This is a genomic window from Erythrobacter sp. (genome assembly GCF_024305245.1).
Taxonomy (GTDB): domain Bacteria; phylum Pseudomonadota; class Alphaproteobacteria; order Sphingomonadales; family Sphingomonadaceae; genus Erythrobacter.
In genome coordinates this window covers 63,735-78,839 of record NZ_JAMWYX010000010.1, presented here as the reverse complement: position 1 = coordinate 78,839, position 15,105 = coordinate 63,735, and the positions used below count along the sequence as shown (strand labels likewise).

The 15,105-nt window shown below is 66.7% G+C and carries 16 protein-coding genes; 4 read left to right on the top strand and 12 right to left on the bottom strand.

Annotation, left to right across the window (positions count from 1 at the left end):
* The first annotated feature begins 50 nt into the window (after window positions 1–50).
* Together Q0L48_RS13455 and Q0L48_RS13450 are read left to right on the top strand one after the other, a co-directional pair.
* A complete protein-coding gene (locus Q0L48_RS13455) occupies window positions 51–827 on the top strand; it encodes a ParA family protein (RefSeq protein WP_296721777.1) in 777 nt (258 codons plus the stop codon).
* On the top strand, window positions 824–1,789 hold the full coding sequence (locus Q0L48_RS13450) for a ParB/RepB/Spo0J family partition protein (protein ID WP_296721775.1): 966 nt from the start codon (window positions 824–826) through the stop codon (window positions 1,787–1,789). Before Q0L48_RS13455 ends, Q0L48_RS13450 begins: the two co-directional genes overlap by 4 nt.
* 100 nt (window positions 1,790–1,889) lie before the next feature.
* Here the strand turns inward: Q0L48_RS13450 and Q0L48_RS13445 are convergent, their stop codons facing one another.
* The 3 genes from Q0L48_RS13445 to Q0L48_RS13435 all read right to left on the bottom strand — a co-directional run bounded on the left by Q0L48_RS13445 (window position 1,890) and on the right by Q0L48_RS13435 (window position 3,424).
* Complete coding sequence (locus Q0L48_RS13445; RefSeq protein ID WP_296721774.1) at window positions 1,890–2,030, bottom strand: hypothetical protein; 141 nt, start codon at window positions 2,028–2,030, stop codon at window positions 1,890–1,892.
* Window positions 2,031–2,141: 111 nt separating this feature from the next.
* Window positions 2,142–2,780 (bottom strand): hypothetical protein, encoded by a 639-nt coding sequence (locus Q0L48_RS13440; protein WP_296721772.1) that lies wholly within the window; start codon window positions 2,778–2,780, stop codon window positions 2,142–2,144.
* 143 nt (window positions 2,781–2,923) lie between these two features.
* Entirely contained in the window at window positions 2,924–3,424 is a 501-nt protein-coding gene (locus tag Q0L48_RS13435) for a GAF domain-containing protein (protein ID WP_296721770.1), read from the bottom strand.
* Window positions 3,425–3,489: 65 nt separating this feature from the next.
* Here Q0L48_RS13435 and Q0L48_RS13430 point away from each other — a divergent pair, with 65 nt between their 5' ends.
* Complete coding sequence (locus tag Q0L48_RS13430) at window positions 3,490–4,971, top strand: PQQ-dependent sugar dehydrogenase (RefSeq protein ID WP_296721769.1); 1,482 nt, start codon at window positions 3,490–3,492, stop codon at window positions 4,969–4,971.
* Here Q0L48_RS13430 and Q0L48_RS13425 read toward each other — a convergent pair.
* Window positions 4,968–5,822, bottom strand: coding sequence for a DUF815 domain-containing protein (locus Q0L48_RS13425; RefSeq protein WP_296721767.1), 855 nt, complete (start codon window positions 5,820–5,822; stop codon window positions 4,968–4,970). The two genes, Q0L48_RS13430 and Q0L48_RS13425, sit on opposite strands and share 4 nt — an antisense overlap.
* Window positions 5,791–7,533, bottom strand: coding sequence for an acyl-CoA dehydrogenase (locus tag Q0L48_RS13420; protein WP_296721766.1), 1,743 nt, complete (start codon window positions 7,531–7,533; stop codon window positions 5,791–5,793). Before Q0L48_RS13420 ends, Q0L48_RS13425 begins: the two co-directional genes overlap by 32 nt.
* An 88-nt stretch (window positions 7,534–7,621) precedes the next feature.
* Here Q0L48_RS13420 and Q0L48_RS13415 point away from each other — a divergent pair, with 88 nt between their 5' ends.
* Complete coding sequence (locus Q0L48_RS13415; RefSeq protein ID WP_296721764.1) at window positions 7,622–8,572, top strand: L-threonylcarbamoyladenylate synthase; 951 nt, start codon at window positions 7,622–7,624, stop codon at window positions 8,570–8,572.
* On the opposite strand, the gene Q0L48_RS13410 is transcribed toward Q0L48_RS13415, so the two are convergent.
* The 7 genes from Q0L48_RS13410 to Q0L48_RS13380 form a co-directional block, all read right to left on the bottom strand.
* Complete coding sequence (locus tag Q0L48_RS13410; protein ID WP_296721761.1) at window positions 8,569–8,901, bottom strand: hypothetical protein; 333 nt, start codon at window positions 8,899–8,901, stop codon at window positions 8,569–8,571. The genes Q0L48_RS13415 and Q0L48_RS13410 overlap by 4 nt on opposite strands.
* Before the next feature lie 39 nt (window positions 8,902–8,940).
* Complete coding sequence (locus Q0L48_RS13405; protein WP_296721760.1) at window positions 8,941–9,711, bottom strand: head GIN domain-containing protein; 771 nt, start codon at window positions 9,709–9,711, stop codon at window positions 8,941–8,943.
* A gap of 148 nt (window positions 9,712–9,859) precedes the next feature.
* Window positions 9,860–10,393, bottom strand: a complete 534-nt coding sequence (locus Q0L48_RS13400; RefSeq protein ID WP_296721758.1) for a CarD family transcriptional regulator — start codon at window positions 10,391–10,393, stop codon at window positions 9,860–9,862.
* Window positions 10,394–10,622: 229 nt separating this feature from the next.
* Entirely contained in the window at window positions 10,623–11,420 is a 798-nt protein-coding gene (locus Q0L48_RS13395; RefSeq protein ID WP_296721755.1) for a YihY/virulence factor BrkB family protein, read from the bottom strand.
* 58 nt (window positions 11,421–11,478) lie between these two features.
* Entirely contained in the window at window positions 11,479–11,817 is a 339-nt protein-coding gene (gene fdxA / locus Q0L48_RS13390) for a ferredoxin FdxA (RefSeq protein WP_296721751.1), read from the bottom strand.
* Window positions 11,818–11,834: 17 nt separating this feature from the next.
* Window positions 11,835–12,215: an RNA-binding S4 domain-containing protein gene (locus Q0L48_RS13385; protein ID WP_296721750.1), complete on the bottom strand. Its 381-nt coding sequence runs from the start codon at window positions 12,213–12,215 to the stop codon at window positions 11,835–11,837.
* Window positions 12,216–12,220: 5 nt separating this feature from the next.
* Window positions 12,221–14,926 (bottom strand): helicase-related protein, encoded by a 2,706-nt coding sequence (locus Q0L48_RS13380; protein ID WP_296721894.1) that lies wholly within the window; start codon window positions 14,924–14,926, stop codon window positions 12,221–12,223.
* Window positions 14,927–15,105: the final 179 nt, after the last annotated feature.

Genomic DNA, 15,105 nt, shown 5'->3' with positions numbered 1-15,105 from the left:
GGAACGCCGCGATTCAGGCAATTTCGGCTGCGGGAAGGACGGGATACGCCATGCTGACCATCGCGATTGCCAACCAGAAGGGCGGGGTGGGTAAAACCACGACCGCGATCAACATTGCCACCGCGATGGCCGCGACCGGATGGCGCACGCTGCTGATCGACCTCGATCCGCAGGGCAACGCCTCGACCGGGCTTGGCGTGCAGGCCGCATCGCGCGAAGTCTCGAGCTACGATCTGCTGGTCGACGAAGTCGCGCTGGAAGACGCCATCGTGCCGACCAGTATCCCGCGGTTGGATATCGTACCAGCAACGGTCGATCTCAGCGGGGCCGAGATCGAGCTGGTTTCGGTCGAGGATCGCACCTCGCGGTTGCGCGATGCGCTGGCGAATCATACCAGCCACGATATTGCGTTTATCGATTGTCCGCCGTCCTTGGGGCTGCTGACGCTGAACGCGCTGTGCGCCGCCGATACGCTGCTGGTGCCGCTGCAGTGCGAATTCTTCGCGCTCGAAGGGCTGAGCCAGCTTCTCCAGACGGTCGATCAGGTGCAGCAGCGCTTCAATCCGCGGCTTGGCATCATCGGCGTGGCGCTGACGATGTTTGATCGCCGCAACCGGCTGACCGATCAGGTGTCCGACGATGTCCGCGATTGCCTCGGCAAGCTGGTGTTCGAAACCGTCATTCCCCGAAACGTGCGCCTGTCCGAAGCGCCGAGCCACGGGCTGCCCGCGCTGATCTATGACCAGCATTGCACCGGCAGCCGCGCCTATATGGCCCTGGCGCGCGAATTGATCGGGCGCTTCCCCGCAGAAAGGCAAGCCGCATGAGCGAAGATACCGATCAAGCCGTTGATACTGCTCCAACAATGCGCGCGGCTGCGGAAAAGCCGCGGCGGTTGGGCAAGGGTCTGGGCGCGCTGCTGGGCGAGACCCGGCGCGAGGAGCCATTGGTCCGGCGCGAAGAGCCTGTCGATGCACCGACACCCGGCGGCGCGGCCCTGCGGATGTTGGCGCTCGCCACGATCAAGCCGCTGCCGGGCAACCCCCGCAAGCATTTCGACGAAGCGGCGCTGGATGAACTGGCGGCCTCGATCGCCACGCGCGGAGTGATCCAGCCGATTATCGTTCGGCCCCATCCCGAAGGCACCGGTTATCAGCTGGTTGCAGGCGAGCGGCGCTGGCGTGCGGCGCAGAAGGCGCGTCTGCACGAGATCCCGGCGCTGGTCCGCACCCTGACAGACCGCGAAGTGATGGCGCTCGCACTGATCGAGAACCTGCAGCGCGAAGATCTGAACCCGGTCGAGGAAGCGCGCGCCTATCACCGGCTCTCCGAAGACGAGGGCATGATCCAGGTCGACATCGCCAAGATGGTCGAAAAGTCGCGCAGCCATGTCGCGAACATGATGCGGCTGATGACGCTGCCCGACAGGGTGCTGGATCTGGTCGAGCAGGGCAAGCTCAGCACCGGTCATGTCCGCGCGCTGATCGGGCGGCCCGATGCCGCGCATCTGGCGGAAATCGCGGTGGCCGATGGGCTGTCGGTGCGCGACATGGAGGGGTTGACCCGCAAGGCTGGCAAGGACGGCGCTGCCCGCAACGCTGGCCACCGCGCCGAACCGGCGGAAAACGCCGATATTCTCGCCGTGCAGCATCATCTCGAGGAATTTCTGGGGCTTGGCGTCCGGATCAAGCCCGAAGTCGATCCGCGCAAGGGCACGATTACGATCCGCTACACCACGCTGGATCAGCTCGATCTGGTGTGCCAGCGCCTCACCGGCGGCGAATTCTGAGAACACCCACCCCGCGTTTCACCGAATCAAAAGCCCCGGAAAGTCGCGCCATGCAACTTCCGGGGCTTTCTGTGCCTGCCATCAAGGCAGAGGAAAGGCTCTAGCGGTCGGCCTTGATCATCTTGGGCGAGGGGCGCGCTGCGGGGATTTCGCGCACAGCGCCGGGCACGGTGTAATTTTCGTAACGCACCGTCTCGCGCACCACCACCTGCTGCTGCTGTTCGCTGCGCACCGGGACCATCACCATCTGCTGCGGCGGGGCATAGGAATAGCCGTAGCAGATGGTGATGGTCCCGGTGCGCAGCGAACAGCAGCAGCAGGTGGTGGTGCGCGAGACGGTGCGTTACGAAAATTACACCGTGCCCGGCGCGCCATATTGCGACAGGTAGCTGTCGAGCGCGGCTTCGCAATCATAGCGGTTCTTGTCCTTGTCCCCGCCGAACAGGCTCCCGAGCAATCCGCCGATCAGCCCGCCGCCGCCCACGCCGAGCACGGTGCCGAGCACGCGATCACCCCCGCCGGCGATCTCGTAGCCGGCAACGCCGCCCGCAACCGCGCCGAGCAGCCCGCCGATGATAAGTCCGGTATCGTCGCGGTTCCGCCCCGCCGTGCGGCGGTGGCATTCCGCGATCCACTGGTCACGCTCGAACACCGCGGGCGCATAGGCCTGCGCGGGAGCATAGGACTGCGTGTAGCCCTGCATCGCGTGACCTTGCGGGGCAGCGGGGAGCGGGCGCGGCGATTCGATCCGGCGGGTGCGGGTGATCGTCTCCACCCCGTCGTCACCGATGATGGTCTGCGTGTCGGCCGTGGCGGTCATCACCGGCGCGGTGCGATACTCGGCGGGCAACGTCCGCACTTCCGCCTCGCTCATCGGGCTGAGCGGCGGCAAGTCGCTGTAATCCTGTGCAATCGCGGCGGTGGACAGCGCAAGCGCAGGCATGGTGAGCGTAAGCGCGGTGAGCGAACGGGTGGGCAGGCGCGTGGGCATTGGCAGATTCCCCCTGAAGCAGCCGCGCGCGGGATATGGCGCGCAAACCGATGGTTAGCAAAACCTTACCATCGACTCGCGCCCGTCCCCAAGCAGTGCTGAGGGCGCTGTCCCGTTTCGGGCCGCTAGTGGCGGGAATTCTGTCAGATACGGTCGGACAGCAGCGCCGCCAGCGCCTCGATCCCTTCGGCATCGGCAGCGCCGAAGCGGGCGGGCGAGGGGCTATCGAGGTCGATCACCGCGATCACCGCGCCATCGCGGAGCACCGGCACGACCAGTTCCGAACGGCTCGCCGCGTCGCAGGCGATGTGGCCGGGGAAGGCATGGACATCCGCGACAAGTTGCGTGGCGCGACTTTCCGCGGCCGCGCCGCAAACGCCTGCGCCGAACGGGATGCGGATGCAGGCGGGGCGGCCCACGAACGGGCCAAGCACCAACTCGCTGCCCGCGCCGTCTTTGGTCGGTGCGGTGCGGTAGAACCCGGCCCAGTTGAGATCGGGCAGGAATTCCCACAGCAGCGCCGCGATATTGGCCATGTTGGCGGTACCGTCCGGCTCGCCTGCGGTCAGCGCATCGGCGGCACCGAGCAGTTCGCGGTGGACCTCGACCGGGTCGAGTGCGGTATCGGGCTTGAAATCATACATCGGGATCGGGCCTTTGCGTCGCTTGCCAGTTGCCGCCGGGGCGCGGCGGCTCTATCTCCCCCCACATGGCATTCTCCCGCAAAATCGCAATCGCTGTCCTCGTCGTCGTCCTGCTGGTCGTCGCGGTGCTGTTCTGGCTCTCACGCGGCGACACCGCCGAACTTTCGGTAGAGGCGGTTGCCGGCACCGATCCGGTGTTGCAGGAACCTGCCGCCGAAAGCTTCCCGACCGTCAAGATTGCCGAGCCGGTGGGCTGGGCTGCGGACGAAAAGCCGGAAGCCGCCGCCGGGCTCGAGGTGATGCGTTTTGCCGAGGGGCTGGATCATCCGCGCGTGCTCTACACGCTGCCCAATGGCGATGTGCTGGTCACGCTGACCCGCGCTCCGGCGAAGGAGAACGAGGCGAGCGGGATCATGGCGACGGTCCGCGGCTGGATCGAAGGCATCCTGTTCGCCAAGGCCGGATCGGCGGGCGAATCCGCCAACCAGATCATCATGCTTCGCGATACTGATGGCGATGGCGCCGCCGAAACGCAGCAGGTCTTGCTCGAAGAAGGGCTCGACTCGCCTTCGGGCATGGCCTACCAGGACGGCACGCTGTATGTCGCCAATCACAACGCTGTGCTGGCGTTCCCCTACACGCTCGGGACCGACCAGGTCACCAGCACCCCGCGCAAACTGATGGATCTGCCCGGCGGCGGCGGCCACTGGATGCGCAATCTCGAGCTCTCGCCCGATGGCAACAGCCTGTATGTCGCGGTCGGATCGGTCAGCAATATCGGCGATCAGGGGATGGATTTCGAAGCGGGCCGGGCGATGATCTGGGAATATGATCTCGAGGCCGGTCGCCAGCGCCAGTTCGCTGTCGGCCTGCGCAATCCCAACGGCATGGATTTCAGCCCCTGGACCGGCGAGCTGTGGGTCACAGTGAACGAGCGCGACATGCTCGGGTCGGATCTGGTGCCCGATTACCTCACCAATGTCCCGGTGGGCGCGCAATATGGCTGGCCGTGGATCTACTACAAGACCAACATCGATCGCCGGGTCGAAGCGCCGATGCCGCAATTCCTGATGGAATATACCCGCAACCCTGAATACGCGCTGGGACCGCATGTCGCGGCGCTGGGCTTCGTGTTCAGCAGCGAAGGCCACGTGATGGGCGATCGTTTCGCCAGCGGTGCCTTCGTGGCGCGGCACGGCTCGTGGAACCGCAAGCCGCCCTCGGGCTATGATGTGGTCTATGTGGAGTTCGATGCGCGCGGCAATCCGGTGGGTAAGCCGCAGCCGGTGCTGACCGGGTTCCTGACCGGCGAAGGCACCACCCGCGGACGGCCGACCTGGGTCGAATGGGCGCAAGATGGCGCGCTGCTGGTGTCCGACGATACGGCGGGCGTCATCTGGCGGGTGCGTTCGCCCTCGGCCTCGCCAGCGCCCGCGATTGCCCGGTTGCAGAGCGATCCGCTGCGTCCGCAGAGCGAGCTGCGCGATCCGCGCGCGGTGTTCGAGGAGGATTATCTGCGCGAGCAGGCCGGCCAGCAGACGAACTAGAGGCGTTTTCCTGCCCGCCCCGCAAGCTCCGTGGCGAATTGCAGCGCGGTGCGGCCTGATCGGTTGCCGCGCTGGATCGCAAAGGCCAGCGCCTCCTCCGCATCGACGCTCAGACCGAGCGGCGCGGTGTAGCTTTCGACCATCGCCAGAAAAGTCTCGCGGCTGGCGGGATGGAATCCCAGCGTCAGCCCGAACCGGTCAGCCAGCGCCAGCGCATCGTCACGCTCGTCGCGTTCGTGCAGCGCGGCGGACGTATCCTCACGCATGGTGATCGCGCGGCGGTTGGCGGTCACCGCAATCCGGATATGCGCCGGACGCGGGGCGACGCCGCCGTCGAGCAGACCGCGCAGCGCGAGCATTTCGGCCCGTCCATCATCGCCGAAGCCGAGATCGTCGATGAACAGCAGAAAGGCGCGGGGTTGCTGCGCCAGTTCGGCGATCAGCGCCGGGAAACCGGGCAGCGCGCCGGGGGCAAGTTGCACCAGCGCCAATGCCTGCGGGCTGTCCGACTGCACATCGGCCACAGCGGCGCGCACCAGCGCCGACTTGCCCATCCCGCGCGCGCCCCATAGCAGCACGTCATGCGCCGCCGCGCCGCTCGCGAGACGTCCGCACAAGTCGCGCAGCGCTTGCTTTTGCGTGTCGATCCCGTGGAGCCGCTCCAACGGCAGCGCGTCCAACTCCGCGATACTGCGCGCGCTTTGGCCGTCCCACACATAGGCGGGGTGCGCGAGCCAATCGGTCGGTGGCGCAGGCGGGGGTGCCATCCGCTCCAGCGCGGCGGCGATCCGCTCCCAGGCCTCGCCCCCTTGGGTCATCTCAGCCGACCAGCGCTTCGGCAGGGAGAGCATAAAGACCATCGGCCCCGGCGGTTGCGCCTGCCTTCAGACCCGCCGCTTCGGGCACGATCCGGTCGAGGAAGAACCGCACCGTTACCGGCTTGCTCGCTGCCAGAGCCGGCGCTGCGCCCGCCGCCACCGCTGCGGCCTGCTTCATCAGCTGCCAGCCTGCGACCGTAACCGCGGCCATGGTGCAGAACGGCACGCTGCCCGCAAGGCGATCGTCGAGGCTCGCTTCGCTCTGCATCCAGCGCGCGATGGCGGCGCAGTCCTGCGCCAGAGCAGCGAGGTTCGCTTCACCGGCGGCTTCGCGGGCGATGGTTTCGAACAGCGCCACCATCGCCTCACCCCCGTCGAGGCCCAGCTTGCGGGTGACGAGGTCGGCGGCCTGAATGCCGTTGGTGCCTTCGTAGATCGGCGCGATGCGCGAATCGCGCCAGTGTTGCGCCGCGCCGGTTTCCTCGACAAAGCCCATCCCGCCGTGGATCTGGATGCCGAGGCTTGCCACCTCCACGCCGATGTCGGTGCCCCACGCCTTGATCAGCGGCACGACGATTTCGGCGCGGTTCTTCGCCGCCGCATCGCCCAGATTGCCACGATCGACCTGTCCTGCGCAGTAGTACAGCAGCGCGCGGCTGCCCTCGGTCAGCGCCTTCATCCGCAGGATCATGCGGCGCACGTCGGGATGCTCGATGATTGCCACGGCGGTCTTGTCGGGCGAGCCGGCGCGCGCCGATTGCACCCGGTCGCGGGCGTAGGCGAGCGCCTGCTGCGTGGCGCGCTCACCGATCTGCACGCCCTGGTTGCCGACATTAATGCGCGCGTTGTTCATCATCGTGAACATCGCCGCCAACCCCTTGTTCTCGTGACCGACCAGCTCGCCGATACACTCGCCGTTGTCGCCGTAGCTCATGACGCAGGTGGGCGAGGCGTTGATGCCCAGCTTGTGTTCGATGCTGACACAGCGCAGGTCATTATGCGTCCCAAGCGATCCGTCGTCGTTCACATGATATTTCGGCACGAGGAACAGGCTGATCCCGCGCGACCCCTCGGGCGCGCCGGGTAGCCGCGCCAGCACCAGATGGACGATGTTGTCGGCCAGATCATGCTCGCCCCAGGTGATGTAGATCTTCTGCCCGGTGATCCGGTACTGGCCCGCGTGCGGCCCTTGCGTGATCGGTTCGGCGGTGGTGCGCAGCGCGCCGACATCGCTGCCTGCGCCCGGCTCGGTCAGATTCATCGTGCCCGACCAGCGCCCGCTGACCAGGTCGGGGAGGTATTTCGCCTGCTGATCCTTCGACCCGTGATGCTCCAGCGCTTCGATCGCGCCAACCGACAGCATGGGCAGCAGCGTGAAGGCCATATTGGCCGCGCCGAGGTTTTCCAGCACATTGCACGACAGCGTGAAGGGCAGGCCCTGTCCGCCGAATGCTTCGGGCGAGGCAATCGCGTTCCAGCCCTGCTCGACATAGGCGTGGTAGGCTTCCCGGAACCCGTCCGGCAGGCGCACCACGCCGTTTTCGAGGCGCGCGCCTTCGAGATCGCCCACGCGGTTGAGCGGTGCGAATTCCCCGGCGGCGAACGCGCCGACGCCTTCGACGATGGCTTCGACCAGATCGGGCTCGGCATGGGCGAAGCGTTCGCTTTGCGCCAGTTCCTCGATCCCGGCATTGACGCGGATGGCGAGCAGCTGGTCGGCGGTCGGCGGGGTATAGGGGGTCACGTTAGGGGCGTCCTGTGAAGCTGGCGTGAGGGAGGCGGCGGGCGCCCTGCACTTGGCAGAGCACGCGGCAGTCTATAGCGCGAGGGGCATGAGCGGCAAGAACGTTACGGACATGGTGCTTGCGGACGCCGCAGGAATAGCGCGCGCGGCGCGAATCCTCGAATCGGGCGGGCTGGTCGCGGTGCCGACCGAGACGGTCTATGGCCTTGCCGCGAGGGCCGATAGTGCCGAGGCTGCGGCGAAGATTTACGCCGCGAAAGGGCGGCCCGATTTCAACCCGCTGATCGTCCATGTGCGGGATGCAGAGCAGGCTGCGCGCTACGGCAGTTTCTCGCCCGAGGCGGCGGCGCTGGCGCAGCAATACTGGCCCGGTCCGTTGACGCTGGTGGTGCCGCGCCGCGCAGATGCCGGACTGGCCGACGCGGTGACAGCGGGCCTGCCGACTGTCGCCCTGCGTGCGCCTGCGCATCCGGTAATGTCGGCACTGCTGGAGCAGGTCGACTTTCCGCTCGCCGCGCCTTCGGCCAATCGGAGCGGGTTCATCAGCCCTACCTGCGCCGCCCATGTGCTCGCCTCGCTCGACGGGCGGATCGATCTGGTGCTCGACGGCGGGCCGACGACGGCGGGGGTGGAGTCGACCATTCTGGCGGTACGGGCAGACGGCAGCATTGACGAACTGCGCCCCGGGCCGCTCCAGATCGGGCACCGGACTGCGGGAGGAGAGACGGGAGCGCGTTTAGAGGCGCGCATTCAGGCTCCGGGCCAGCTTGCCAGCCACTATGCGCCGGGCAAGCCGGTGCGGCTGGAAGCGACCAGCGCCGAGCCTGACGAATTCTGGATCGGCTTCGGCGCAGTGCAAGGTGACTGCACGCTGTCGGCGAGTGGCGACGTCAACGAGGCAGCGGCGCGGCTCTATGCCTGCCTTCACGAAGCCGCGCGTGCGCCGCAGCCCCGCATTGCTATCGCCCAGGTGCCGGACAACGGCGTGGGCCGCGCGATCAACGACCGTTTGCGGCGGGCAGCGACGCCGCCAGCCTAGTCCGCTTCCGGCTCGACCGGCACGCCCTGCATCAGCGCGCGCTGTTCGGCGCGGATCGCCTGCGCGCGGTCGCACGCGGCATCGTCGCCATCGCCGCAGCGTTCCATCGCCTTGTCGTAATCGCGTTCGAGCTTGCCGAGTTGTTCCTCGCGCTTGCGGATTTCGCGGCCGCGATTCTCGTCGGCTTCGGACTGGCTGGTGGTGGCGAGATCGACGCCCTTGCTCACCGCCCTGACCGGCAGCGTGACGACATCGACCGCCGCACGGGCGAGACAGCCCTGCAGGGCAAGCGAGGCGAGGCCGAGGGCCACAAGCTGGGGAGCGCGCATGATCGGATTATTTCGCGCGCTCCTGCCCGAAAAGCAAACCTATTCTGCGGGTTCGGTCGCAGGAGCATCCGTTGCCGTGGCCGCTGCCGAATTGCAGGTCAGCGTGCCCGAACCGAACGCCTTGACCGTGCACTTGGCGCTGCCGTTCACACGAACATCGCCTGCGCCGGCAATCGTGGCTTCGACCGTGCCGTCCGAGGCAAAGGCGACATCGCCCGACCCGCCAATATTCACGTCAGCGCGGTCGGCCTTGAGCGCGGCGAGGTCGACATCGCCCGACCCGCCGATATTGATTTCGAGCCGCTTGGCCGTGCCCGCGCCCTTGATCCGGCCGCTGCCACCGATATTCACCTCGAAGCTCTCGGCCGCGACGGTGGTGAATTCGACATCGCCCGATCCGCCGATATTGACCGAGCTGGTGCTGGCGAGCGATTGCGCCTTCACACTGCCGCTGCCCGCGATCACCACTTCGGACGGCGGGGGCATGGTGATGCGGATCGTCGCCTTGCCGTTGCCGTCCCGGCTGTTTTCACGGGTGATCCCGATCACTTCGTTGTCGCGCACGAAGCGCAAGGCATCGCTGCCTGCACCTTCGACGGTGAGATCGAACGTCTCGCCTTCGGTCAGGATCACGGTGTCGCCCGATGACAGCACCAGTTCGTTGGGCGCCGGGCCGCTCATGTCGAGTTCGGCCAGCGGCACGCCCTTTTCGCCGTTGATGCTGATATCCGCACCATTGCAGCCCGAAAGTGCGGTGCCGAGCGCGAGCGCGGCGACCGGGGCCATGCGCCTGAAGAACTGGTTTATCATGCTTTCTCCCTCCGGGATGTGTTCAGCGTGTTGCCGACATAATACACCAAGCCGCCGGAAGCAAGCGCGCGTATCTGTGTGATCCGCACAAACAAAAAGGGCCGTCCCGAAGGACAGCCCTTGTTGCTGCGACCGGCGCTTGAAGCCCTCAGGCTTCTTCGGCGCTGTCGTAATATTGCGGTGCGTGTTCGCGCAGAACGTCGAGGATCTTGTTCAGCGCGGTTGGCTCATCCGTCTCTTCCATCGCCGCGAGTTCGCGGGCGAGGCGGCTGGAGGCCGCTTCGAAGATCTGGCGTTCCGAATAGGACTGTTCGGGCTGGTCTTCGGGGCGGAACAGATCGCGCGTCACTTCGGCGATCGACACGAGGTCGCCGGAATTGATCTTCGCTTCGTATTCCTGCGCACGGCGCGACCACATGGTGCGCTTCACCTTGGGCTTGCCCTTGAGGGTTTCCATCGCCTGCTTCAGCGTCTTGTCGGACGACAGCTTGCGCATCCCGATCGATTCGACCTTGCCCACCGGCACGCGGAGCGTCATCCGCTCCTTTTCGAAGCGCAGCACGTAAAGTTCGAGCTGCATTCCGGCGATTTCCTCGCTCTGCAATTCGATCACGCGGCCGACGCCGTGCTTCGGGTAGACAACATAATCGCCAACGGTGAATGCGTTTGCGGTGCTTGCCATGCAAGTTCCTTTCTGTGGGCCAACCGGCAACAGGGGGGGGGAGAATCATCCCGGCGGCGCGACCCACCCCGTTAGAGGGAAAGCACCGGGAGCGGATTGTCCGGAGGGGGGGTTGCTGGTGTGTGGCCTTCCTGGTTTCGACGCGTGCGGCAGGCCCCGATTACCGATCAGGGCCAACGCGCTCGCCTATTATATAGCACGTTGGCAACAAAATTGCGAGTCCAACCTGTCAGCCATGCCCGTCCGAACTCGCGGCAGCAAAATGCGCGCCGAGCAGCAGCAGCCAGGCGCTGAGCCACAGCCATGTCAGGAACACCACCACCGCGCCGAGCGATCCGTAAGTGGTGCCGTAATTGCCGAAATTGCTTGCATAAAAACCAAAACCCGCACTCGCTGCCAGCCAGCCGACCGCGAACAGTGCGCCGCCGCGCAGGGCAGGGCCGCGCCCGACCGCAGCGTCATGCGGTACCACCCGGTAGGCCAGCATCGCCCCGCCGAGCCCGGCCAGACCCACAACAACGTAGCTTGCCAAGGCGCCCGCAAGCCCTGTGAACACGGTCGAGACCAGCGTTGTCACGCCGACCATCAGGCCGAGCGCCAGCACCGCACCCAGCGTGATCGCCAGCGCCAGCAGGTTGGCCGCGATAAAGCCGCGTTCCTCCTCGACCTCGAACGCGATGTTGAGCGCGGTGATCAGCGCGCCCGCCGCCGCCCGCGCGCTGATGAGCGACAGGCCGAGCGCAATCACCAGCCCCAAGCCCTGCGCCCCGCCGCGTGTATCGGCGACATCGCGCATCTGTTCGGCCACCAGCTCGCCTGCGGAACCCGGCAGGTTGCGCGCCAGCGTCTCGCCATGAGCAGCGATGGTGGCAGGGTCGACCACCAGCCCGTAAGTCAGGATGGCGGCGGCGAGTAAGGGGACCAGTGCGAGGAAGCCGTAATAGGCGACCCCGGCGGCAATGATGCCGACATGGCCGTCGCTGGCCTGCGACCAGCCTGCGCGAAGCGAGGGGAGAATGGGATGCATGAACCATCAACCGGACGGCGTCCGGCGCGTTCCATGATTTGTCCCGTTCAGGGGGCGATCAGTCGCCTTCGCCCGGTTCGGTGCTGAAATATTTCTCGAACTTGTCCTTCTCGCCCTTGAACTCGTCGGCATCGTCGGGCGGGGATTTCTGGCTGGTGATATTGGGCCACTGCGCCGAAAACTTGGTGTTCAGCTCAAGCCACTTTTCCAGCCCGTCCTCGGTATCGGGCAGGATCGCCTCGGCCGGGCATTCGGGTTCGCACACGCCGCAATCGATGCATTCGCTGGGATTGATCACCAGCATGTTCTCGCCTTCGTAGAAGCAATCGACCGGGCACACTTCCACGCAATCGGTGTATTTGCACTTGATGCAGTCTTCGGTGACGACGTAAGTCATTGCGGCTCTTTCAGATATCAATCTTCGGGATCATCGGGCGGACGGACTGCCGTGAGAGGCGAGGTTGCTATGGCGATTTGCCCCTGAGGGTCAAGACTGTCTGGGTCAACCTCGTCAAAAACCACAAGGTCGCGGTAATGCGACCGTGCGTGTCCGGGTGGGCCGCGCCGGTCGGGCAGGGCGGTGAGTTCGATCACCCGCATCCGCTCGCCCAGCGCGATGGTCAGCACGTCGCCGATACGCGCCTGTTCGGCCCCGCGCAGCACATGTTTTCTGTTGCGGCGCAAAGCGTGATTGTCGATCAGCGCCTGCGCGGCGGAGCGCGTGCGGGCGAAGCGGAGATAGACCAGCAGGCGGTCGATCCGGATCGACCCCGTTCTGTCTACCTCCGCGCCCAAAGACTTCATCCCTTGAGCAGGTCCGCCAGCTTGTCGAAGGCGCCGCTCGCGCGGGCCGGGCCGGTATCGGGTTTGGGCGGCGCAGGACGGGGTGGCCGGTCGGGGCGGCGGTCACCCCTTTCCGGGCGTTTGCCGGGCCGATTGTCTGAGCGATTATCAGAACGGGCCTTGCCTTTGGCGGGTGCGGTGCCTTCAGCCTGATCCTTGTCTTGAGGCGCGCGCGCCTGTGCGGGCTTGAGGCGCGGATGACGTGGCCGCTCGCTGCGCTTTTCGTCACGTTCGCGCACCTGCTCGCCGGGGCGGCGCGGGCGCCAGTGCCAGCGGTCGGGCGCAGGCGCGCCCTGCGCGCCTTCGGGCAAGGCGCGCGCACGATCACAGCGGAAGCCCGCACTGCCCAGCAGGCGGCGAGCGTTCTCCGCTTCCAGCCCGATCGACACGCTGAGCGCCAGATCGAGCCGGAACGCGCGGTTGCGTTCCTTCGGATGGGCAGCGGTTGTCACCGCCCGCGCATCGAATGCGGCGCGCAGGATCTTCTCGGCAAGATCGACCCGGATCGCCTGCGTGCCCGCAAAGCGATATCCGGCCGGCAGCCGCCCCTTGGCCCACGCACCTTCCGCCAGCACCGGCAACATTGCCTCCTGCAGCGGGCGCGGGTCCAGCCCTAGCGCGTGCAACAACCGGCGCGGCGCAGGCTTGAGCAGGGGCGCGGCGAAGATGTCGAGCGCGCCGAAGGTTACGCCCAGCTTGCGCAGATAGGGGCGCATTTCCTTGGGCAGGTGTTCCAGACCCGCTTCCTCGCGCGAAATCACGCCGCGTGCTTCGATCAGGGTGATGACCAGCGCCCGCGCCTGCGATCCGGCCTCGGGATCGCGCGCGGCATCGGCCAGCTTGCGCAAGGGGGCGAGCGGTTCGAGCTGCGCCTCCAGCCATGTCGTCAACCCCGCTTCAAGGCTCGCCCGCGCAGCTTCGGGCAGCAGTGCCAGATCGCGGGTCTGAACGAGGCGGGGCGAGCCGAAATTGTCTGCGCCAGGATGGCCCGGAAAAGTGATGTCGGCCAGGGCGCGGCCCCCACCTTGACCGGGCCAGCGGATTGCGCCGCCGGAAATTTCCAGCTCGCCCAAGCCCTGTGTCAGCAGCCATTCGGCGCGCCCCGCCAGCAGCGCGGGCAGCGCCTTTTCGCCCGCCGCCAGCAGCATCCGGCGGTCAGCGACGCCTGCCGAGGGATCGACATGGAAGCGGAAGCCCTCGAGCCGTCCGATGTGTTCGCCCTCCACGGTCAGGTGGCCATCGGGCTCTAGCGTGACGGGCAGCGCGCTTGCGTCCTGCCCCAGCGATTTCATCAAGAGTGTCGTCCTTCGGTTCACGAATCTTTCGGTCAGCCGCGCATGCAGCGCATCCGACAGCTTCGCCTCGACCGCGCGAGCCCGCGCGGCCATCTCGTCGCGTGCCAGCACCCAATCGGGCCGCTGGCAGATGTAAGCCCAACTGCGAATCGCCGCGATTCGCCCTTGCAGCGTGTCGATGTCGCCCTGCATCCGGTCAAGCTCGGCGATGCGCGCGGCGACGAAATCCGCGCCGAGATACCCTTCGCCCAGGTCCTGCCAGAGCCGCGCCACGAACCGCGCGTGCTGCTCCACCCCGAAATTGCGGAAATCGGGGAGCGAGCATGCCTCCCAGAACCGCCGGACACTGCCCGCACCGCGCACGCCTGTGGCAACGGGATCGTCCGCGAGGCGTTTCAGCACGGCGAGATCGATCGCTTCGGGCGCGCCGCGCAGCACCGCGTGGTCGGGGCGGGATTCGAGATCGGCGATCAGCGTGCCCAGGCTATCGAACCGGGGTTCCGCCTCGCGCCAATACAGATGCGTCAGCGGCGCGAACTTGTGTTCCTCGATCGCGTAGACTTCTTCATCGGTGAAGGCGAGCGGTTCGCCCTGCTGGCTTGCGGTGCTCATGCCCGACAGCGTGCCGAAGGTGCCGTCGCGCTGGTGCCGCCCGGCGCGCCCGGCGATCTGCGCCATTTCCGAAGGGGTCAGCCGACGTTTGCGCCGTCCATCGAACTTCGAAAGCGCAGCAAACGCCACGTGGTCGAGATCGAGGTTCAGCCCCATGCCGATCGCGTCGGTGGCGACGATGTAATCGACCTCGCCCGACTGGAACAATTCGACCTGTTTGTTGCGGGTTTCGGGCGAGAGCGCACCCATCACCACCGCCGCGCCGCCGCGGAACCGCCGCAACGCCTCGGCCATGGCGTAGACCTGCTCGATCGAGAACGCGACCACGGCCGAGCGTTTGGGCAGGCGCGACAATTTGCAGATGCCCGCGTGGGACAGGGTGGAGAACCGTGGGCGGGTGGTGATCTCGGCCTTGGGGATCAGCGCCTTCACCATCGGCTCCAGCGTGGCGCTGCCGAGGATCATCGTCTCTTCCCGCCCGCGTGCATGCAGCAGGCGGTCGGTGAAAATATGCCCGCGTTCGGGATCGGCACCCAGTTGCGCCTCGTCAATCGCGACAAAGGCGTGTTCGCCCATCGTCCTCGGCATGGCTTCGGCGGTGCACAGGAAATAGCGCGCCTCGGGCGGCTCGATCCGTTCCTCGCCGGTGATGAGCGCCACCTGCTTGTCGCCCTTGAGGCTGCGCACCCGATCATACACTTCGCGCGCCAGCAGCCGCAGCGGAAAGCCCATCATGCCGCTGGAATGGCCGCACATCCGTTCGATCGCGAGGTGGGTCTTGCCGGTGTTGGTCGGGCCGAGCACGGCGCGCACACGCTCGTCCGGGGCGGAGGATTTGTCGCGCAGGGCGACGGCACGGGCACCGGGGGGAAAGGTCACGACCCGGCGGTTGTCGCAGGCTTGGCGCGGCGGAGCAAGGCCGCGCTCCGTGCAGG

Bases quoted from the DNA above. Each gene is read 5' to 3' on its own strand.
- Q0L48_RS13455 (WP_296721777.1), top strand. From the start codon at position 51: ATGCTGACCATCGCGATTGCCAACCAGAAGGGCGGGGTGGGTAAAACC.
- Q0L48_RS13450 (WP_296721775.1), top strand. From the start codon at position 824: ATGAGCGAAGATACCGATCAAGCCGTTGATACTGCTCCAACAATGCGC.
- Q0L48_RS13445 (WP_296721774.1), bottom strand. From the start codon at position 2,030: ATGGTCCCGGTGCGCAGCGAACAGCAGCAGCAGGTGGTGGTGCGCGAG.
- Q0L48_RS13440 (WP_296721772.1), bottom strand. From the start codon at position 2,780: ATGCCCACGCGCCTGCCCACCCGTTCGCTCACCGCGCTTACGCTCACC.
- Q0L48_RS13435 (WP_296721770.1), bottom strand. From the start codon at position 3,424: ATGTATGATTTCAAGCCCGATACCGCACTCGACCCGGTCGAGGTCCAC.
- Q0L48_RS13430 (WP_296721769.1), top strand. From the start codon at position 3,490: ATGGCATTCTCCCGCAAAATCGCAATCGCTGTCCTCGTCGTCGTCCTG.
- Q0L48_RS13425 (WP_296721767.1), bottom strand. From the start codon at position 5,822: ATGCTCTCCCTGCCGAAGCGCTGGTCGGCTGAGATGACCCAAGGGGGC.
- Q0L48_RS13415 (WP_296721764.1), top strand. From the start codon at position 7,622: ATGAGCGGCAAGAACGTTACGGACATGGTGCTTGCGGACGCCGCAGGA.
- Q0L48_RS13410 (WP_296721761.1), bottom strand. From the start codon at position 8,901: ATGCGCGCTCCCCAGCTTGTGGCCCTCGGCCTCGCCTCGCTTGCCCTG.
- Q0L48_RS13405 (WP_296721760.1), bottom strand. From the start codon at position 9,711: ATGATAAACCAGTTCTTCAGGCGCATGGCCCCGGTCGCCGCGCTCGCG.
- Q0L48_RS13400 (WP_296721758.1), bottom strand. From the start codon at position 10,393: ATGGCAAGCACCGCAAACGCATTCACCGTTGGCGATTATGTTGTCTAC.
- Q0L48_RS13395 (WP_296721755.1), bottom strand. From the start codon at position 11,420: ATGCATCCCATTCTCCCCTCGCTTCGCGCAGGCTGGTCGCAGGCCAGC.
- fdxA (WP_296721751.1), bottom strand. From the start codon at position 11,817: ATGACTTACGTCGTCACCGAAGACTGCATCAAGTGCAAATACACCGAT.
- Q0L48_RS13380 (WP_296721894.1), bottom strand. From the start codon at position 14,926: ATGTGCGGCCATTCCAGCGGCATGATGGGCTTTCCGCTGCGGCTGCTG.